Annotated in this window: 18 protein-coding genes and 1 pseudogene; 4 read left to right on the top strand and 15 right to left on the bottom strand. The window is 62.8% G+C overall.

Annotation, left to right across the window (positions count from 1 at the left end):
* Window positions 1-43: 43 nt before the first annotated feature.
* Together ACPWR9_RS17445 and ACPWR9_RS17440 are read left to right on the top strand one after the other, a co-directional pair.
* Window positions 44-1,135, top strand: a complete 1,092-nt coding sequence (locus ACPWR9_RS17445; RefSeq protein WP_426299655.1) for an MraY family glycosyltransferase — start codon at window positions 44-46, stop codon at window positions 1,133-1,135.
* A gap of 126 nt (window positions 1,136-1,261) precedes the next feature.
* Window positions 1,262-2,296, top strand: a complete 1,035-nt coding sequence (locus ACPWR9_RS17440; RefSeq protein WP_426299653.1) for a symmetrical bis(5'-nucleosyl)-tetraphosphatase — start codon at window positions 1,262-1,264, stop codon at window positions 2,294-2,296.
* Between the two features lie 120 nt (window positions 2,297-2,416).
* Here the strand turns inward: ACPWR9_RS17440 and ACPWR9_RS17435 are convergent, their stop codons facing one another.
* The 7 genes and pseudogenes from ACPWR9_RS17435 to ACPWR9_RS17405 form a co-directional block, all read right to left on the bottom strand.
* On the bottom strand, window positions 2,417-3,247 hold the full coding sequence (locus tag ACPWR9_RS17435) for a lysophospholipid acyltransferase family protein (RefSeq protein ID WP_426299651.1): 831 nt from the start codon (window positions 3,245-3,247) through the stop codon (window positions 2,417-2,419).
* A gap of 12 nt (window positions 3,248-3,259) precedes the next feature.
* A complete protein-coding gene (locus ACPWR9_RS17430) occupies window positions 3,260-4,555 on the bottom strand; it encodes a dihydroorotase (protein WP_426299649.1) in 1,296 nt (431 codons plus the stop codon).
* Window positions 4,556-4,563: 8 nt separating this feature from the next.
* Window positions 4,564-5,517, bottom strand: a pseudogene (locus ACPWR9_RS17425) (aspartate carbamoyltransferase catalytic subunit); the annotation flags it as partial.
* A 149-nt stretch (window positions 5,518-5,666) separates the two neighbouring features.
* Complete coding sequence (gene ruvX, locus ACPWR9_RS17420) at window positions 5,667-6,095, bottom strand: Holliday junction resolvase RuvX (RefSeq protein ID WP_426299647.1); 429 nt, start codon at window positions 6,093-6,095, stop codon at window positions 5,667-5,669.
* Entirely contained in the window at window positions 6,092-6,661 is a 570-nt protein-coding gene (locus ACPWR9_RS17415) for a YqgE/AlgH family protein (RefSeq protein ID WP_150680925.1), read from the bottom strand. Before ACPWR9_RS17415 ends, ruvX begins: the two co-directional genes overlap by 4 nt.
* 118 nt (window positions 6,662-6,779) lie before the next feature.
* A complete protein-coding gene (locus ACPWR9_RS17410; protein ID WP_426299645.1) occupies window positions 6,780-8,207 on the bottom strand; it encodes a hypothetical protein in 1,428 nt (475 codons plus the stop codon).
* Window positions 8,208-8,231: 24 nt separating this feature from the next.
* Complete coding sequence (locus ACPWR9_RS17405) at window positions 8,232-8,402, bottom strand: rubredoxin (RefSeq protein ID WP_006400971.1); 171 nt, start codon at window positions 8,400-8,402, stop codon at window positions 8,232-8,234.
* A 212-nt stretch (window positions 8,403-8,614) separates the two neighbouring features.
* Here ACPWR9_RS17405 and thiD point away from each other — a divergent pair, with 212 nt between their 5' ends.
* Window positions 8,615-9,487 (top strand): bifunctional hydroxymethylpyrimidine kinase/phosphomethylpyrimidine kinase, encoded by an 873-nt coding sequence (gene thiD / locus ACPWR9_RS17400; RefSeq protein ID WP_426299643.1) that lies wholly within the window; start codon window positions 8,615-8,617, stop codon window positions 9,485-9,487.
* A 124-nt stretch (window positions 9,488-9,611) separates the two neighbouring features.
* Here the strand turns inward: thiD and ACPWR9_RS17395 are convergent, their stop codons facing one another.
* From ACPWR9_RS17395 to recA, 8 genes are all read right to left on the bottom strand, one after another.
* Complete coding sequence (locus tag ACPWR9_RS17395; protein ID WP_426299641.1) at window positions 9,612-11,423, bottom strand: Wzy polymerase domain-containing protein; 1,812 nt, start codon at window positions 11,421-11,423, stop codon at window positions 9,612-9,614.
* A 94-nt stretch (window positions 11,424-11,517) separates the two neighbouring features.
* Window positions 11,518-12,042, bottom strand: a complete 525-nt coding sequence (locus ACPWR9_RS17390; protein ID WP_426299639.1) for a pilin — start codon at window positions 12,040-12,042, stop codon at window positions 11,518-11,520.
* 180 nt (window positions 12,043-12,222) lie between these two features.
* Window positions 12,223-12,951, bottom strand: coding sequence for a TerC family protein (locus tag ACPWR9_RS17385; RefSeq protein ID WP_426299637.1), 729 nt, complete (start codon window positions 12,949-12,951; stop codon window positions 12,223-12,225).
* A 125-nt stretch (window positions 12,952-13,076) separates the two neighbouring features.
* Entirely contained in the window at window positions 13,077-13,958 is an 882-nt protein-coding gene (sucD, locus tag ACPWR9_RS17380; protein WP_426299635.1) for a succinate--CoA ligase subunit alpha, read from the bottom strand.
* Between the two features lie 83 nt (window positions 13,959-14,041).
* The gene (gene sucC / locus ACPWR9_RS17375) at window positions 14,042-15,208 is read right to left on the bottom strand and encodes an ADP-forming succinate--CoA ligase subunit beta (protein WP_426299633.1); all 1,167 of its coding nucleotides are present in this window, start codon (window positions 15,206-15,208) and stop codon (window positions 14,042-14,044) included.
* Complete coding sequence (locus tag ACPWR9_RS17370; RefSeq protein ID WP_426299943.1) at window positions 15,205-15,882, bottom strand: DUF2889 domain-containing protein; 678 nt, start codon at window positions 15,880-15,882, stop codon at window positions 15,205-15,207. The genes sucC and ACPWR9_RS17370 overlap by 4 nt, the downstream gene beginning before the upstream one ends.
* 329 nt (window positions 15,883-16,211) lie before the next feature.
* Entirely contained in the window at window positions 16,212-16,757 is a 546-nt protein-coding gene (gene recX / locus ACPWR9_RS17365; protein WP_426299631.1) for a recombination regulator RecX, read from the bottom strand.
* Window positions 16,758-16,836: 79 nt separating this feature from the next.
* Window positions 16,837-17,901, bottom strand: coding sequence for a recombinase RecA (gene recA, locus ACPWR9_RS17360; RefSeq protein ID WP_150680934.1), 1,065 nt, complete (start codon window positions 17,899-17,901; stop codon window positions 16,837-16,839).
* 201 nt (window positions 17,902-18,102) lie between these two features.
* Between recA and ACPWR9_RS17355 the strand changes: the two genes are divergently transcribed.
* On the top strand, window positions 18,103-18,792 hold the full coding sequence (locus ACPWR9_RS17355) for a response regulator transcription factor (RefSeq protein ID WP_058376078.1): 690 nt from the start codon (window positions 18,103-18,105) through the stop codon (window positions 18,790-18,792).
* Window positions 18,793-18,797 lie beyond the last annotated feature (5 nt).

Below are 18,797 nucleotides of genomic sequence, written 5' to 3'. Positions count from 1 at the left end.
CTTCACTCGTTGATGGCCGCGCTTCAGGCCGTCGGATTGCCCCATGCTGAGTCTTGCCATCGCCCTCGTGGTGTCGTTTGTCGCGACGCTATTCATCGTGCGTTACGCGCACGTCCACGCCCGTTTCTCCGGTGACAGCGATGTCGCCGGCGTACAGAAATTTCACGTGCGGCCGGTACCGCGTATCGGTGGTGTCGGCATTCTGGCCGGCCTGATCGTGGCAGCCACGGCCCTCGGCTTCCCCTACCCCAAGGTCTCGCGCGACATTCTGATGCTGGTGGCCTGCGGCCTGCCCGCATTTCTCGCCGGCTTCGTCGAAGACGTGACCAAGAAGGTGACGCCCACGGTGCGGCTCGTCTGCACCATGTTCGCCGCGCTGCTCGCGTGGCTGCTGCTCGACATTCACATCACGCGTATCGACGTCGCGCTGGCCGACCGCGCGTTGGTGCTAGCCGCCGTGTCGGTGCCGCTCACCGTGCTGTGTGTGGCCGGCATGGCCAATGCCGTGAATATCATCGACGGCTTCAACGGGCTTGCCGCCATGGTCGCCATGATCATGTTCGCCTCGCTCGGGTATGTGGGTTTTCAGGTACAAGACCCTATCGTGCTCACCACGTCGATGATCATGGTCGGCGCGATTCTGGGGTTCTTTATCTTCAATTTCCCCGGCGGCCTGATTTTCCTCGGCGACGGCGGTGCCTATTTCGTGGGCTTCATGCTCGCCGAAATTGCCATCTTGCTGGTGATGCGCAACCCACAGGTGTCGCCGTGGTATCCCGCGCTCATGGTGATCTACCCGGCCTTCGAGGTCTGCTTCTCGATCTATCGCAAGCGCTTCGTGCGCGGCATTTCACCCGGCATTCCCGATGGCGTCCACCTGCATATGCTCGTGTACAAGCGGCTGATGCGCTGGGCTGTCGGCGTGCGCACGGCGAGCGCGCTCACGCAACGCAATTCCTTGACGTCCCCGTACCTGTGGCTGTTATGCTTGCTGGCAGTGATCCCGGCGACAGTCTTCTGGCGACACAGTTTGGTGCTCGCACTGTGCTGCGTCGCTTTCATGGTGACGTATGTCTGGCTGTACCTGCGCATCGTCCGATTCAAGGCACCGCGCTGGCTGATCTACAAAAAATGAATGACCACGGGGGGCGACGCACCTGAGTACGCCTTGAGTACACCACTGAGTACTCCACAAAGGTGCGCGGCCGCAGCACACGGAATCCCCCTGATCGGGACAACGAGACAAGACAGCGCCACCGCGATGCGTGACATCTATGCCATCGGCGACCTTCAGGGTTGCCAAACGTCGTTCGAAGAACTCCTTGCCCGTTTGCCGCAGGACGCCGATCTATGGCTCGCGGGCGACCTCATCAATCGCGGCCCCCGTTCCCTCGATACCCTGCGTCAGGTGATCGCCCTCGGTGATCGCGTAAGCGTTGTGCTCGGCAATCACGACTTGCATCTGCTCGCTGTGGCGGCGGGCGTGCGGCAAGCGCACGGCAGCGACACGCTCGACGATATTCTCAACGCACCGGATCGCGACGCGCTCATCGATTGGGTACGCCATCGCCCGCTCGCCCATTTCGCCCGTGGCCACCTGATGGTGCACGCCGGGGTGCTGCCGCAGTGGGACGCCGAACAGGTGATGACGCTCGCGCGCGATGTGGAGACGCAATTGCGCGGCCCGGACTGGCAGACGTTTCTCTCACGCATGTTCGGCAATCAGCCGGACCAGTGGCGCGAAGGTCTAGCCGACGAAGACCGCCGACGCCTGACGATCAACGCGCTCACGCGTCTGCGTTTTTGCACGGCGGATGGCCGCATCGACTTCAAGCTCAAGGAAGGGGCCGACGCGGCCACGGACGATCTCAAGCCGTGGTTCGACGCCCCCAATCGGCGCACCGCCGATATCACCGTCGTGTTCGGTCACTGGTCGGCCCTCGGTCTGGTCATGCGCGATCGTGTGCTCGGGCTCGACACCGGGTGCGTGTGGGGCGGACAACTCAGCGCCGTTAAGCTCGCAGACTCGCCCGCGCAACGCGATCTGATTCAGATCGATTGCCCGCAAGTGCGCGACCCGTTTGGGTCAGGCGACGGCAAGAAGCGCAGCAAGATCAAGAAGTCCGATAAGGCCGAAGATGCCTTCAAGGCGGCCAAGGAAGAAAAGCTCGGAAAGTCTGCGCGCAAGATTGAGAAGCTCGGCAAGAGCGCGGAGAAACGCGTCAAGCTAGAGAAATTGGATAAGGGCGAGAAGGGCGAGAAGGGCGAGAAGACCGCCAAACGCAAAGAAGCCTGAGTCGCACCGCACCGCATAGCATCACGCGCAATGTAAAAAACGGCACCGCAGTCATCTGACGGTGCCGTTTTTTATTACCCATTACGACGGGGTCGACGCAAGCGACAAATGCGCGGCGAATTAAACCTGTACGGCCTGGGCGGCATCGCCCTCTTCATCGCCCATCGCCGCATCGCGCGAACCGACCGAACCACTCTGCGGCAACACCGCTTCCGGCAGATAGCCCTGCAACTGATCGCCGACGGCCTTCTGCGCCCCGAGCGCCACTTCGCGTCGGTGCTGCCCATCCTGCGGGTACTGCGGCTCGCCCACGGCAAGGCGTACCGTCATCGGAGGCGCCCGTAGAATCATGTCGATGGATTCGATCAACGTCATCTCGCCGATGTACGCAGGCGCCATTGTGTGCCGGCCGCTCGCCGCATCGGTATAGAACAGACACAGCGGCTGCACCGGCTTGCCCGTGGTCACGGGCGCTTGCAGCAGATTCGCGTGGAACGGCAGCAGGCTGCGGCCATCGGTGGTCGTGCCCTCCGGAAACACCGTGATGATGTCACCATCGCGCAGGCAATCGGACAAGTAATGCATGATGCGGCGCGCGTCGGCGCGACGCTCACGTTGCAGGAAGATCGTGCGCGTTTGCACGCACAGCCACCCCACGAGCGGCCAGTGACGAATTTCGGCTTTGGCTACGAAACGCACCGGTTGCCATGCATTGATCGCAAAGATATCGATCCACGAGACGTGATTGCACAACAGCATCACGCCGCCCTCGGGCAACGGCGCTTCCTGTTCGACTTCGAGTCGCATGCCGCACAGGCGCAGCAGCTTTTGCGACCACGCACGAATGCGGCGATGCTTGCCCGCCTCCGACAGGAAGGGGAACAGCACCAGCGCAGTCATCAGGCCACGCGCAAGGTGCAGGCCCAGACGAAGTTTTTTGATCAACAGCACGGCTATCGCGTCCTAAACGGCAGAAGTTTCATGCGCCACGTGGCCACCGACCAACGTCAGACGCACGCGCCCCGGCAATTCATAGCCGAGGAACGGTGTGTTGTGTCCCGCACTGCGCAGCGCCGCTGGCGACACCGTCCAGTACGCAGACGGCTCGAACACACACAGATCGGCAGGCAGACCAACGGCTAGTCTACCTGCCCCGGCCGTCGCAATGCCCGATCGTGCGGATCCATCGAGGTTGTCCAGCCGCTGCGCCGGGCCGTGCGTCAAGCGCGCAAGCGCATCGATCAACGGCACACGTGCCTCGTCGGCCCACTTCAAGACCAGCGGCAACAGCAACTCAAGCCCCGTCGCCCCCGGCTCCGCCTCGGCAAAGGGTACCAGCCGGGCGTCGGCGGCAAGCGGCGTGTGGTCGGAACAAATGGCATCGATCGTCCCGTCGCGGGCCGCATCGCGAATCGCTTCGCGGTCGCGCTGGCCGCGCAACGGCGGATCGAGCCGGTACTGGGCATCAAAATACCCGATGTCCATGTCGGTGAGATGGAGGTGATGCGCCGCCACGTCGCACGTGACAGGCAACCCCTCGGCCTTCGCCGCCCGCACCAGCGCCACGCCCGCCGCCGACGACAACCGGCAAAGGTGTACGCGCGTGCCGGTCACGCGCACGAGTTCCAGAATGGTGTGTAACGCAATCGTCTCGGCGGCCACGGGAATACCTGTCAGCCCCAGACGCGACGCCACCGCGCCGCTTGCGGCCACGCCCCCAGCGGCGAGTGCGGCATCTTGTGCGCGCAGCCAAACCGTCAGCCCGAAGGTGCCCGCGTATTGCAGGGCTCGCAATAGCGTGCGGTTGTCGGCGATAGGTGCATTGGCCTGCGACAAACCGATGCAACCGGCTGCCGTCAACTGGGCCATCTCGGTCAGCTCTCGCCCACCGAGCGCGACGGTAAGTGCGCCGAGCGGGTGCACTTGCGCATGGTGCATGGCCCGCGCGCGAAGCTGGAGCATTTCGACCAGATCGGGTTCGTCGAGCACAGGATCGGTATCGGGCGGGCACACCACGCGTGTCACGCCACCGGAGAGCGCGGCCGCCGCCTCGCTTGCCGTGGTCACCTTGCGGGCGGCGAGGTCTACCAAGCCGGGGGCGACGACGAGTCCCTTGACTTCGATTGTCCTATCGGCAGTGAAGTCGGCCGGTGCGTGCTCAAAGGCAGCGATCTGGCCGTTCGCGATGAAGACGTCTTGCACCCGGTCGGTGCGGGTGGCGGGGTCGATGACGCGGCCACCCTTCAAATGCAGTTTCATGGGCGCCCTCAACCGTTGTTAGCCGCGACGATACTCATCACCGCCATACGCACGGCAATGCCGAACGACACCTGTTCGAGAATGACCGACTGCGGTCCGTCGGCCACCTGCGAATCGATTTCCACACCACGGTTCATCGGCCCCGGATGCATGACGATGGCATCCGGCTTGGCCAACGCCAGCCGCGCCGGGGTGAGGCCGTAATACTTGAAGTACTCGCCCGCCGAGGGCAGCAGCGCACCATTCATCCGCTCGTTCTGCAAACGCAGCATGATGATGACGTCGACATCGCGCAGTCCCTCGTCCATGTCGTGAAACACACGTACGCCAAGTTGCTCCAGTCCGGTGGGTAACAGCGTGCGCGGGCCGATAGCACGCACTTCCGGCACGCCCAGCGTGGTCAGCGCATGAATATCCGAGCGAGCCACGCGTGAATGCAGAATGTCGCCGACGATGGCGACCGTCAGATTATTGAAATCGCCCTTGTGATGGCGAATCGTGTACATGTCGAGCAAGCCTTGCGTCGGGTGCGCATGGCGTCCGTCGCCCGCGTTGATCACGTGCACATGCGGCGCGCAATGCTCGGCGATCAGATACGGCGCGCCCGACTGCGCGTGACGCACGACAAACAAATCGGCGTGCATCGCCGAGAGGTTGCCGATCGTGTCGAGCAACGTCTCGCCCTTGCTCGTCGACGATGCGTTGATATTCAGATTCAACACATCGGCAGATAGACGCGCCGCGGCAATTTCAAACGTCGTGCGCGTACGCGTGGAGTTCTCGAAAAACAGATTGAAGACCGACTTACCACTGAGTAGCGGCGCTTTCTTCACATCACCGTCGTTCAGACTGACGAACTGTGTGGCGGTGTCGAGAATGTGTGTGAGCACGGCGCGCGGCAGGCCTTCGACCGTCAGCAAGTGCTTCAGCTCGCCGTTGCGAGTCAGTTGCGGGTGGCCGCGACGGCCGAGCATTCCATTAGCCATACGGCATCTCCGGGGTGGCAGCCAACGATTGCGGTGCCATACGTCGCAACGGCGATGGCACAAGCGATGGCACAAGCGATGGCGCAGGTAGCGCAGATAACACGCGCGACGCCGCGCACGCGCTGTCAGGCAGGCACATGCTCGTCGAAGTACTGCTGGAGAATGATGCGGGCGGCTTCGGCATCGAGCGAGGTCTTTTGCGAGACCTTGACGCCGGCTTCGGCGAGCGCGGCAGCCGCTGCCACCGACGAATAACGCTCGTCGACCCACACCACGGGGACATTGAAACGTCCGTTGACCTGATTGCCGAAGCGCTTGGCCTGCGCCGTCATTTCATGCGGCGTGCCATCGGGATGACAGGGCAAGCCGACGACGATCAGCTCGGGCTGCCATTCGGCAACGAGCTTGCCGGTCTCGGCAAAACGGACTTCGCGATTGAGATTGGCGAGGACGGTGAGCGCGCGGGCTTCGCGTATCAGCAAATTGCCGATCGCCACGCCGATACGCCGCTCGCCGTAATCGAAGGCGAGCACCGTGGCGCTACCAGCCGTCATGCGTGACCTGCGTCGGCGGAGAGCATCGAGGACGACACTCCCAGCAACGCGAGCGCAGCGTCGAAACGTTCAGCCGGCGGCACGTCGAACACGATGCCAGGGTCGGCGGCCACCGTCAGCCAGCCATTGCGGCTGATTTCATCTTCCAGTTGCCCCGCGCTCCAGCCCGAATGACCGAGCGTGAGCAGGAACCGGCTGGGGCCGTCGCCGTTAGCCACCGCTTCGAGCACGTCCTTCGACGTGGTCATCTCAAGACCGCCCGGCACCGATAGCGAGGAGCTGTACGCTGTGCCCGTCGATTCGTGCAGCACAAAGCCGCGCTCGGTCTGCACCGGACCGCCGAAAAACACCGGCTGATGCGCCAACGGGTCGATTTCCAGCTTGAGGTCGAGCCGCTCGAAGAGCGATTGCAGATCGATGTCGGTCGGACGATTGATTACCAGCCCGATCGCACCGCGCTCGCTGTGCTCGCACAGATACACGACCGTTCCGGAAAACGTCGGATCGGCCATGCCGGGCATGGCGATGAGGAACTGATTCGTGAGATTGATACGGTCGTTCGGCATAAGGCCAAATTTGATTAGCGGACGGGTTGCGGGCTTGCCGCATCGTGCTACGGCCATCGGCCACTTAGGGTCTGGTCCCCTAGGGGCTGTCCCTACAGCAGCCTTTGCGCCGACTTTATCACGGAACGTCACGCCCGGTGACGAGCCGCTGTCCGAATACGCTCGCATCCAGCGCACGCTCACGCCACATGGCCATCTCGGCGATCAGGTCGGGGCGCGGCTCCGGATAAGCATCCGCCGCGAACTGATGCAACATGCCGCGCAACGCCTTGACCGTCATGGCCAGCGCCGCCGGACCGCCCGGTTCAGCGGGGGGCGACGCGGCAAGACGCTCGCCGGTGGCCGACACCGCCGCCGCAAGCCGGGCAACGGGTGCCAAGCCAATGGCCGACGCATATTCGGCAACGCGCCCTGCCACGGCGGGATCGTTCAGATTCGGTAAGGCTTCGTCGGCCAAGCTCAGGAAGGTCTGACAAACATCGTGCCGCACCGCCAACGGACCGATGCGCAGCCAGTCGCGCGAACTCGAGCCCGCACCTTGCTTCTGAGCAGCTTCGAGCGCATCGGCCAGCGACTCGGGCAGCGTGCCCGAACGGCGCAGCACGCCGAAATCGGCCAGCAGCGTGCTCAGCCAGCTGTCCGGTGCCTGCGCTTGCCAGGTGGCCAGCGCTTCGATCAGATCGTGACCCGGAATGGCTTCGGCTTGTGTTTTGGCGACGGTCTGGCCGGTATTCGCTGATACGGTAGGGGAAGCGGCAGACGTCGGCGAAGTCGATGCCACAGCCGGCGTTTGGCTGGCCTGACCGACCTGACCGGTCTGGCCCGGCGTGGTCGGCCGCGTCAATTGACGCCGCAGCGCCATGTTCATCCGCCCGATCTGGCGCTTATCGGCCAGACTCAGCGGTGCGCGGGCGAACCGCAGCCACGCGGCTGCAAGGCGCCAGTAGTCAAGCGGCGCCGTCGCCCCGGCACGGTGCAAATCGGCAGCGAGATCGGCGAGTTGCGCGAGCGCTGCCGTGGTGTCGGTGGCATCGGCGTCCGGGCGCAGCAGTCGAAGCAACACCCGCTCGACATCGGCGCGCAATGGTGCCGTACCTACCGGCAGTCCGTGCAGGCGCGGCGTGGCAACCGCCCAGCCCGTCATGCGTAGCTCACCGGGTGTCGGTGCCCCCGGCCAATCGGGCGCGGCCACAAGGGCCGACGCAGCAAGCGTCGATGGGGCGGCCCCCGCCTGCCAGATCTCGCGCTCGAACTGGCGCAGCGCGTTGCGCATGGCATCCTGACTGCCCGGCTGGCCGTACGCCGTCTCGGCAATGGCCTGCACCAGTCGCTCACCATGGAGCGCCCAGTCGGTATGACCGCTCGTCTGAAGCAGACGGTTGGCACGCCTTAACGGCCCGAGCGCTGCCGCAGGGCCGTTCGACCAGGCGTCGGACGCTTCGGTGAGCGCCTCGGCAACGTCGGGGAGCCGCCACAACGGGGCGTCACGCGTCTCGCGAGGGGTTGCGCTTTGGGTGGGGTCGGGGGGCGTTTGCGGGGTCACCATGGTCCGTCGATCAGGCCAACGGCCTTAGATCTGCACCATCTCGAAGTCTTCCTTGCGGGCGCCGCACTCCGGACAGGTCCAGTTGATAGGCACGTCTTCCCAGCGCGTGCCGGGCGCAATGCCTTCGTCGGGCAAACCCGCCTCTTCGTCATAAATCCAGCCGCAAATGAGGCACATCCAGCTCTTGTATTCCATTCTTTCTTAAGCGACTAGCGTTCCGTTACAATGGCTTGTCAACCGCTTCGGGCCCCGGCGACAGACTTGTCGTACGGTGATGTGGGGACCTGCCGATGGCTTGCCCGGCGGGTGCAGCCCACGGCGCTTGCAAGCGCTCCGAAGCGGGCATTTAAGGCGTGATGGTACCAACGAACCCAAGCCCTGACCAGATCGCCGTCTATCCTGCCTCCATGCACACTGAATCCCCTCCCATTCTGCTGACCTTCGGGCTTTCCGACCCCACTTCGGCAACCGGCGTCCAGGCCGACCTGCTCACGTTCGCGAGCATGGGCGGCTACGGCGTATCGGTGCTCACGGGCTATTCCTCGCAAGACTCGCGTGCCTGTGTCGACGTGCAACCCGTCGACCCCGACTGGATCGTCGATCAGGCCCGCATGCTGCTTGAAGACATGCCCGTCGCGGCGTTCAAGGTCGGCAGCGCGATCAATGCCGAGAATGTGGCCGCGATTGCTGAAATCGTGGCCGATTACGACGAGACGCCGCTCGTAGTGGCCCCCGACTTCGGACTGGCTGGCGAACACCTCCTCTCGGCCGACGAACTTCGTGAAGCCACCGCGAGCCTGCTCGTGCCGCAGGCCAGCGTACTGGTCGCAAGCCCCGCGAGCGTTATCGCATTGGCGCAGTCCGTGAGCGAGAACGAAAACGTCGCCTTGGACGAAGCGGTGAGCATCCTCCTGGAGCACGGCTGCGAATTCATTCTGGTGAGCGACAGCAACGCGCCGCAATTCACTCACACGCTTTATTCGGACGATGGTGTGGTGCGCGAAGACGCATGGGATCGCCCGCCCCACAATGTGGCAGGCGCGATGGACACACTCGCGGCAGCCGTGGCGGCGATGTTAGCCAACGGCCTCGCCATACCCGAGGCGGTGCGCGAAGCGCAAGAGTACTTGCAACAAGTGCTCGCCAATGCGTTCCGGCCCGGTATGGGGCGCCATTTCCCCGATCGATTCTTCTGGGCGCGCGCAGACGAAAACGAGGACGATCCGGCCGCGGACTCGCCCGATATCACGATCGCACCGGACGCCGACGCCAAAACCTGACAGGCACGAGGTGGCGCGCAGGCGCTGCCCAGCCATCGCCACCCGTTACGTTGGCACTCGACCAAAGCAAAACGCCCGCAATTGCGGGCGTTTTGCTTGATACGTGCCAAATAACACGCGGCATTCAGGAGAGCTTGCGCGTGGCCGATGCGGGTGTCGTCATCGCATCGTCATCACCCGGATCGCCCTTCGGACGCCCCCACTTCTCGATGACACGCCCCACGAACGGCTTCAAATCGTCGCCCTGAGCGCGCAGCATGCGAATCAGCGACGCGTACTGGCCATCGAAGATCTGCATGTTGTAGTGCTTCAACCGCTGCACGTCCTCCAGCGCCTCGTCGTCCCGGCCCGCGAGTGCAAGCAAGACGATGTAGCGTTTGATCATCGTCGGCCCGGCCCCGAGGGCCAATGCCTCGCGGTGCGACGCCAACTTCTCGTCGAGCTGATCGCGATTGAGATACAGCGCGCCGGTCACCGCGTAGTCGCCATACGGCGCGAAGAACAGGGCGGGATCGGTGCGGTATGTCTCGATCTTGCCCGCACGGTACGCGACTTCCACGCGTTGGTAATCGCCAATCAGCCAGGGGATCGCCACACAGCCGAAGAGTACGATCACGCCGTTGATCGCCCCGGTTGCCGTCGGCGACACACCATTGATCGCTTTGGTATCGCAAAAACCCAGCAGGAACAGCGCGGGCAGCAGGAAGAATGCATAGTGCTGCGGATACTCGAGCATCGCGTGGACGGAGAGCATGCCGAGCAGGATGAACGCGAACGCAACCGGCGCGGACTTGATCGCCCGCACCGCGCGCACGAACCACAACAGCAAAGGCACGAGCACCAGCAGCGTGCCGACGAGACCGATCTTGGCGAGCAGATCGAGCAACGCGTTATGCGCGTTGTCGGCCATCTCGACCGGGCCGAGCTTGTCGACCAACGCGAATTGGGCGTCGATGTAATTCGACCATCCCGCGCCGAATAACCAGTGCTCACGGAAGATAGCGAAGCCGTATTCCCAGAGATTCAGCCGCCCCACCACCTGCCCGGCCTGCTGCATACGCGCCACAGCGCTGCCGTCGAGCTGCAAGCCCCACGCCACGTTGGCCCAGCCGACAAACATCGTCATCAGACCGAGCAGCGGCAGAATCGCCACGGGCACGAACCAGCGCAGCGGTCCGCGCAGGTTATGCGGCGCATGTTGTTGCGCCATCGCACGCTCGTTCCAGACCAGCCATAGGCCGAACGCCGACAGCAGGGCCAGTTGCAGCCACGGCGTGCGCGAACCGGTGAAGCAAATCCCGATGTCGAACGCCGCACATACGGGCAGCCATAACCACGCCGGCAACTTGCGCTGATACCAAAGATAAAACGCCCCGGCGCTCGCGAGCGACAGATACGTCGCCAGATGATTCGGCTGATACATATTGCCGAACAAGCGTCGCGCGACACTCACGGTGTACTTCGCCACCAGCCCCGGCACATGCGCTTCGAGATGGAAGGCTTGCACGACCTGCGCGCCAAAGGCATACAGACCGCCGAGCGTCATCGCAGCCGCACTCCATCGCATGAGCGTGCCGCGCCAGCCCAACTGCCCCAGCCAGAAGCCCGAGCTCACGGCCACGATCATGCTCACGCCATAGAGCAGCGCGGTCATCATCAGTTGCGGCAACTCGGTCGACATGGTCGCGCGCTGCACGAGGATGACCGCGATGAACATCAGCGGCATCCATGTAACGCGCGGCAGTTGCAGCAAGCGCGCATCCCGCCGCCACACGGCCACCATCGACAACACGCCGAGCAAGGCAAACAACGAGAACGTCAGCGATTCCGAATAGAACGTGGAAATCGGATACGTGTGTTTGACGAAGTTATAGGGCAGAGCCCAGATCGCGGCCAGCGTGAGCCCGATCATCGAAAGAAGCAGAGGTGGAAACAAGGTCGCCGCCGTGCAGTACACCGGTTGAAAGATGCGCAAGCATAACGAAAAATGGCCGCCGAAGGGGCGACCATTTCATGCGAGCGACGAAGACTCAGGACTTTGCTGCTTCCGCCTGTGCACCTCGGCATTCGGGCGGTGCCAGCTTGGCTGCCAGCGTGGCACCGGCCGGTGCCCCATCGCGCCCTTGCGCGTAGCAGGTCCAGACGATCTGGCCTTCCGGCGTCTTGCCGACGCTCAGCGTCTGCGACTTGCCGTCGGCGCCGGTGCTCGTCGGCACCAACACGATCGAACCGTCGCCCGCGCGCTGCGTGTAGGCGATGGTGACATTGCCGGTCGACGCTTCGATGCTCACCGCGTTGACGTTATCCGTCGCGCTCGGGGCTTGCCAACCACTGTTGAAAGGCGCGCCATGCATGGCGTTCTCGGAGACGAGTGCCTTGGCCGCCGCGGCCGACCCGAGCCCCTCGACGACGCGCGCACGCACCAGATAATTTTGCAGATACGGGACGCCTGCCGTGACCAGCACGCCGATGATCGCCAACACGATCATCAGCTCGATCAGGGTGAAGCCCCGGGACTTGGCGATACCGGTGGTCCGGTGGCCGAAACGACGCATTGTGTAACTCCCAGCGATAGCATTGAAAACGAAACGGACGCGCCATTTCAGGCTAGAAACGGCGCTCGTCGGGGGGAAGTGGGCGGAGTATGCCATAGCCCCCGCGCCGAGGGCCCTGCCGCAGATCAAAATCGGGCGGGGCTGTGCGGGTGTTAAGAATCACCCGCCCAATGGACCCGATTATTCCGAAGAGGTTGCACGCAAATGACGCGCCTCACTGCGGCGTCTGAGCCAAAACCCGACGCCAACGACCAACAGCGCGCCGATGGCCGACGCAATGTAGTGTGTGTATTCGGCCGCAGCGCCCGGCAGGTGCAGCCACGGGCCGATGCCCGGGTCTGTCACGATCAGGTTGCCGGCAATCCAGCCGAGCAACGCCGCGCCCGCCATCACGATGATGGGGAACCGATCGAGCGCCTTCAACACCAGTTGCGACCCCCAGACGATCAGCGGAATGCTCACGAGCAAGCCGAAAATCACGAGCGGCAATTGATGATGATCGGCAGCGCCTTCGGCAGCACCCGCGATGGCGATCACATTGTCGATGCTCATCACCAGATCGGCCACGATAATCGTCTTGACCGCGGTCCAGAGCTTGTCGGCAGGCTTTACGCTGTCGTGTGCGTCGTGGTCGGGCACGAGCAGCTTCATCCCGATCCAGAGCAGCGCCAACCCGCCCAGCGCCTTCAGGTAGGGCACCGCCAGCAGCGTCACGGCGAACGCGATCAGGATCACACGCAAGACGATGGCGCCGATGGTGCCCCACACGATGCCTTGCAAACGTTGCTTGGCCGGCAAATTGCGGCAGGCGAGCGCGATCACCACGGCATTGTCGCCACCCAGCAGGATGTCGATCATGATGATTTGCAGCACCGCGGCCCAGTTCAGCTCAGCGAAGAACGCCAGCATCGTGAAAATATCCTTGGTTGAAAATCCATAGCAAAAAAGGGAGCCCGATAGTCCGGACTCCCTTTCGAGTGACCGATCGCGCAGCTACCGGTTCCGGCAGCCGCAACGGGGTCGACCGACGGTAATTACAGCACCGACTTGAGCAGGCGGGCCATTTCCGACGGGTTCTTGGTCACCTTGATGCCGCAGGCATCCATGATGGCCAGCTTGGCTTCGGCCGTATCGGCACCGCCCGAGATCAGCGCGCCGGCGTGGCCCATGCGCTTGCCCGGAGGCGCCGTCACGCCAGCGATGAAGCCGACGACCGGCTTCTTCATGTTGTCCTTGATCCACTCAGCTGCCGTGGCTTCGTCCGGACCACCGATTTCACCGATCATGATCACGGCGTCCGTATCCGGATCGTCGTTGAACATGCGCATGACGTCGATGTGCTTCAGACCGTTGATCGGGTCGCCACCGATACCGACGGCGGTCGATTGGCCCAGACCCAGTGCGGTCAGCTGGCCCACGGCTTCGTACGTCAGGGTGCCCGAACGCGACACGACGCCGATGCGGCCCTTCTTGTGGATGTGACCCGGCATGATGCCGATCTTCAGTTCGTCCGGCGTGATCACGCCCGGGCAGTTCGGGCCGAGCAGCAGGGTCTTACGACCTTCGCGGCGCATACGGTCCTTCACTTCGATCATGTCACGGACCGGAATACCTTCCGTGATACAGATCGCCAGGTCCAGATCGGCTTCGACGGCTTCCCAGATCGCAGCAGCAGCGCCTGCGGGCGGGACGTAGATCACCGACACGGTGGCGCCGGTTTGTTCCTTGGCGTCCTTGACCGAACCGTAAATCGGAATGCCCTCGAAGTCCTCGCCGGCCTTCTTCGGGTTCACGCCAGCGACGAACGCGTTCTTGCCGTTCGCGTATTCGCGGCACATGCGGGTATGGAACTGGCCAGTCTTGCCAGTAATACCCTGGGTGATGACCTTGGTATCTTTGTTGATCAGAATCGACATTGCTTGATTTCCTTCATCCGGTTGCCGGGCAGCGTTCGCGCACCCCTTTGAGGCGGCGCGCCGCTGCGGCTAAGACAGTTCTGTTAGTTGCCCTTGGCAGCTGCAACAACCTTCTGGGCAGCTTCTTCCATGCTGTCTGCGGCGATGATCGGCAGGCCGGACTCAGCGAGCATCTTCTTGCCCAGGTCTTCGTTCGTGCCCTTCATGCGCACGACCAGCGGCACCTTCAGCGAAACGGCCTTCGAGGCCGCGATCACGCCTTCGGCGATGACGTCGCAGCGCATGATGCCGCCGAAGATGTTGACCAGGATGGCGGTCAGGTTCGGGTTCTTCAGCATGATCTTGAACGCTTCGGTCACCTTCTCCGTCGTGGCGCCACCGCCCACGTCCAGGAAGTTGGCCGGCTCGCCGCCGAACAGCTTGATGGTGTCCATCGTGGCCATGGCCAGACCGGCACCGTTCACCAGACAGCCGATATTGCCGTCGAGCGAGATGTACGCCAGATCGAACTTCGAGGCTTCGACTTCAGCCGGATCTTCTTCGTCCAGGTCGCGGTACGCAACGATTTCCGGGTGACGGAACAGGGCGTTCGAATCGAAGTTGAACTTGGCGTCCAGCGCCGTGACCGTGCCGTTCTTCGACACGTTCAGCGGGTTGATTTCGGCCAGCGATGCGTCGGTTTCCCAGAAGGCCTTGTACAGACCTTGCAGGATCGCGCGGGCTTGCGGCACCGAAGCTTCGGGGACGCTGATCTTCTTGGCGAAGTCGTCGGCTTGCGCATCGGTCAGACCGACCGACGGCTCGATGACAACGTGGTGGATCAGTTCCGGATGCTTTTCGGCGACTTCTTCGATGTCCATGCCGCCTTCGCTCGAACCCATCATCACGATCTTCTGCGTGACGCGGTCAACCACGAGGCTGACGTAGAGTTCGTTATTGATGTCCGCGCCTTCTTCGATATACAGGCGGTTGACCTTTTGGCCTTCCGGACCGGTCTGGTGCGTGACCAGTTGCATACCGAGGATCTGGTTGGCGTACTCGCGCACTTGCTCGAGCGACTTGGCCACCTTCACGCCGCCGCCCTTACCGCGACCGCCTGCGTGAATCTGGGCCTTGACCACCCAAACCGGACCGCCGAGTTCTTCGGCTGCCTTCACGGCCTCGTCCACGGAAAACGCCGGAATGCCGCGGGGCACCGCGACTCCGAATTTCCGGAGGATTTCCTTGCCTTGATACTCATGAATCTTCATGCGTGATTCCCTTCTTGCTGAGTTGGAAGTTTGGGTTCGAGCTTGCGAGTCGAGTCACCATCGCGCACCGCTTCGGTAGTGGCGGGCGTCGTGGGCTCGTTCGCTCGATCGTTTGCGCGGCCGTTGAACCAGCGCGGGTAAAACCGGCGCACTGCCTCGCCATCAAACCGCAAGGCGTGACAATGTCCGAGTTGGAAAGGAGGCGCCGTGTTCTCGGCGTCATTGGCCGCAGTGTCCGGTGTATGGATGACAACACCGGCAAAGGCCTGAATCGCTGCCGTAGGCAGGACACTACATAGTTCGGTCAGATGCGTACAGCCTGATGCGCCGGCGAGTCGCTCGCGCACACCGTGACGGAAGCCGCGGCGCAGGTTAAGACCGATCAACTGACGGTATTCGGTGCCGATCTGATCGCAAATGCCGGGATACGGCACCCAATCAGAGACGGCTTCGGCGTCGCGCACTTCGAAATCTTCGTCGATCGTCACGCGCAGCCATAGCTCGTGAATCGGCGTGCCCTCCTTGCGAAGGCCCGTTGCCAATGCAAAATCCCGATCCTTATGATCGGTTAGACGGGCTTCGATGTCCCATAGGCCATCCTCGCGCGAATACGCTTCGACAGCGATCGTGCGGCGGTGACGCAGGGTACGAGAGGCGGGCTCAGAGAGCGGCATGCGGGAGTGTGCAATGCATGAACGCAGAAAGAGCTTGATTCTAGCATAGGCAGCGAAACCGTCTGCCGCAGTGCAGCAGACGCCCGCTGCATAAGGCTCAATTACCCGACCCATCGGTCGGGTTATGCGATTTTCACTGTCGTCGCAAACATGGTGCGACGCCACATCGCGATAACCGCGCAACCAAGGCGACACGCGAGTTTCCGTACTGCGTCATACGTCACGCGAGCTATGCGTGACTCGTTCGTTGGCGCTGCGATAACGTCGCCCATCGCCGATAAATATCGACGCATTGATGAGAAAAAATTTTTTCTGTGGATGTGGCGGCGTTAGCTATCGTCGGAGAACTCGTCGGCGCCCCGCACGATTTTGCTGATAACGGTACGCGAAAAGCCGCGCGATGCGAGAAAGCGCATTTGCTTGGCGCGCGCTTCGGGCGTGGTGGCCACTTCGCCGAACTTCTTTTGCCAGACGGCGCGGGCGCGGGCAAGTTCGGTATCGCGCAATTGCTCGGCCACGGCGGCCACGGTTTCCGGGTCGACCTGATGTTGCCGAAGTTCGCCGACGATGCGCGTGGTACCGAGTCGCGAGGCGCGGCGATGCACCACACTCTCGGCGAAGCGTTCGTTAGATAGCCAGCGCTCGGCTTCGAGGGTATCGAGCAGGCGGTCCAATGTTTCGGGCTCCTCGGCATCGACGTATGGCACGAGCTTGCGGCGCAACTCCGCCCGGCTGTATTCACGACGCGACAGATACGCCAGCGCCCGGCCTTTAAGGCTGAGCACAGGTTTGCGCGAGCGTTTAACCGCGACGGCTTCGTCACCCGGTGGAGGCGGTGGATCTTGCGGCGTGCGGGGAGGACGTCGATTCATCATGATGATGCGGTGCCGCTAAAACAAAAACGGCAACGCGACGCCTTATCAGCGTCGCGTTGCCGCATTGACTCGGGGGTCATCAGACCTCGTCGTCTGCTTCGATCTCGCCGGTTTCGTTGATCGCCGTCACGCCGAGCGATGCACGCACCTTGTTTTCGATCTCGTGCGCGATGTCAGGATTCTCACGCAGGAATTCGCGTGCGTTGTCCTTACCTTGGCCGATCTTCTCGCCGTTGTAGCTATACCAGGCGCCCGACTTCTCGACGATCTTGGCGGTGACGCCCAGATCGATGATTTCGCCTTCGCGCGAGATGCCCTGTCCGTACAAGATGTCGAAGATGGCCTCGCGGAACGGCGGCGAGACTTTGTTCTTCACCACCTTGACGCGGGTTTCGTTGCCGACGACTTCGTCGCCCTTCTTGATCGAACCGATACGGCGGATGTCCAGACGCACCGAGGCGTAGAACTTCAGCGCGTTACCGCCCGTCGTCGTTTCCGGGTTGCCGAACATGACGCCGATCTTCATACGAATCTGGTTAATGAAGATGACCGTGCAGTTCGTGCGCTTGATCGTGCCGGTGAGCTTACGCAGCGCTTGCGACATCAGACGCGCTTGCAGACCCGGCAGCGAGTCGCCCATCTCGCCTTCGATTTCAGCCTTCGGCACCAGCGCCGCGACCGAGTCGATGACGATCAGGTCGATCGAGCCCGAGCGCACCAGGGCGTCGGCGATTTCGAGCGCTTGTTCGCCGGTGTCCGGCTGCGAGATCAGCAGTTCAGGCACCGAGACGCCCAGCTTGTTGGCGTAGCCGACATCGAGGGCGTGTTCCGCATCGATGAACGCGCAGGTGCCGCCGATCTTTTGCATCTCCGCCACGACTTGCAGCGTGAGCGTCGTCTTACCCGACGATTCCGGACCGTAGATTTCGATCACACGGCCGCGCGGCAGACCACCGACGCCAAGCGCGATGTCCAGACCCAGCGAGCCCGTCGAGACGACCTGGATGTCAGCTTCGACCTCGCCGTCGCCAAGACGCATGATCGAGCCCTTGCCGAATTGCTTTTCGATCTGCGCGAGGGCAGCGGCGAGCGCCTTGCCCTTCTCGGCCGACAGATTGGCAGACCCTTTCTTGCTTTCTTCCATGAATCGTCCTTTGATATGATGAGCGAGACGGCTCGAGTGAGGCGTGAATGCCAGCACTGTATAAAAAAACAGTGCTTTTGGCAAGTGCCTGTTGTCCGAAAGCGCCGAAACGACAAAAAAAGCCGCGAACCACGCGCCGCAACATCACTGGAGACACGCCGCAGCCGTCAGGCTCCGGTGCCTAACAAGCCTATCACGCCCATGCGAATTCTCATCGCAGAGGATGACAGCATTCTGGCTGACGCCCTGACTCGCTCGCTGCGCCAGGGAGGCTACGCCGTCGATCACGTCAAGACCGGGCTCGAAGCCGACTCCGCGCTGTCTGCCCAGACGTTCGATCTGCTGATTCTCGACCTTGGTCTGCCTCGCCTGCCCGGCCACGAAGTGCTACGCCGGCTGCGCGCCCGAAATTCCCATCTGCCCGTTTTGATCCTGACCGCTTCGGACAGTGTCGACGCACGCGTGAAGGGCCTCGATCTCGGTGCCGACGACTATATGGCCAAGCCGTTTGCCCTCGCGGAACTCGAAGCGCGCGTGCGTGCGCTCACACGGCGCGGTGCGGGCGGCGGCTCGACGGTCATCCGCCACGGGCCGCTCAGTTTCGATCAGGTCGGGCGCACCGCCTATATTCATGAGCAGATGCTCGATTTATCAGCGCGCGAACTTGAGCTGCTGGAAGTGCTGCTGCTGCGCACGGGCCGGCTCGTGTCGAAGGAGCAACTCGTCGATCATCTGTGTGGTTGGGGTGAAGAGGTGAGCAACAACGCCATCGAGGTGTATATGCACCGACTGCGCAAGAAGATCGAGCCGAGTGGCGTGCGTATCGCGACGATTCGCGGACTGGGCTACTGTCTGGAAAAACCCGCCACTGCCCCTGCCAACGCGGCGTGAGGTTT

The sequence above is a fragment of the Pandoraea pneumonica genome, from assembly GCF_049918595.1.
Taxonomy (GTDB): domain Bacteria; phylum Pseudomonadota; class Gammaproteobacteria; order Burkholderiales; family Burkholderiaceae; genus Pandoraea; species Pandoraea pneumonica_A.
This window is presented reverse-complemented; position numbering and strand designations above follow the sequence as displayed.

Coding starts and splice junctions, on each gene's coding strand:
- ACPWR9_RS17445 (WP_426299655.1), top strand. CDS start 44: ATGCTGAGTCTTGCCATCGCCCTCGTGGTGTCGTTTGTCGCGACGCTA.
- ACPWR9_RS17440 (WP_426299653.1), top strand. CDS start 1,262: ATGCGTGACATCTATGCCATCGGCGACCTTCAGGGTTGCCAAACGTCG.
- ACPWR9_RS17430 (WP_426299649.1), bottom strand. CDS start 4,555: ATGAAACTGCATTTGAAGGGTGGCCGCGTCATCGACCCCGCCACCCGC.
- ruvX (WP_426299647.1), bottom strand. CDS start 6,095: ATGACGGCTGGTAGCGCCACGGTGCTCGCCTTCGATTACGGCGAGCGG.
- ACPWR9_RS17415 (WP_150680925.1), bottom strand. CDS start 6,661: ATGCCGAACGACCGTATCAATCTCACGAATCAGTTCCTCATCGCCATG.
- ACPWR9_RS17410 (WP_426299645.1), bottom strand. CDS start 8,207: ATGGTGACCCCGCAAACGCCCCCCGACCCCACCCAAAGCGCAACCCCT.
- ACPWR9_RS17405 (WP_006400971.1), bottom strand. CDS start 8,402: ATGGAATACAAGAGCTGGATGTGCCTCATTTGCGGCTGGATTTATGAC.
- thiD (WP_426299643.1), top strand. CDS start 8,615: ATGCACACTGAATCCCCTCCCATTCTGCTGACCTTCGGGCTTTCCGAC.
- ACPWR9_RS17390 (WP_426299639.1), bottom strand. CDS start 12,042: ATGCGTCGTTTCGGCCACCGGACCACCGGTATCGCCAAGTCCCGGGGC.
- ACPWR9_RS17385 (WP_426299637.1), bottom strand. CDS start 12,951: ATGCTGGCGTTCTTCGCTGAGCTGAACTGGGCCGCGGTGCTGCAAATC.
- sucD (WP_426299635.1), bottom strand. CDS start 13,958: ATGTCGATTCTGATCAACAAAGATACCAAGGTCATCACCCAGGGTATT.
- sucC (WP_426299633.1), bottom strand. CDS start 15,208: ATGAAGATTCATGAGTATCAAGGCAAGGAAATCCTCCGGAAATTCGGA.
- ACPWR9_RS17370 (WP_426299943.1), bottom strand. CDS start 15,882: ATGCCGCTCTCTGAGCCCGCCTCTCGTACCCTGCGTCACCGCCGCACG.
- recX (WP_426299631.1), bottom strand. CDS start 16,757: ATGATGAATCGACGTCCTCCCCGCACGCCGCAAGATCCACCGCCTCCA.
- recA (WP_150680934.1), bottom strand. CDS start 17,901: ATGGAAGAAAGCAAGAAAGGGTCTGCCAATCTGTCGGCCGAGAAGGGC.
- ACPWR9_RS17355 (WP_058376078.1), top strand. CDS start 18,103: ATGCGAATTCTCATCGCAGAGGATGACAGCATTCTGGCTGACGCCCTG.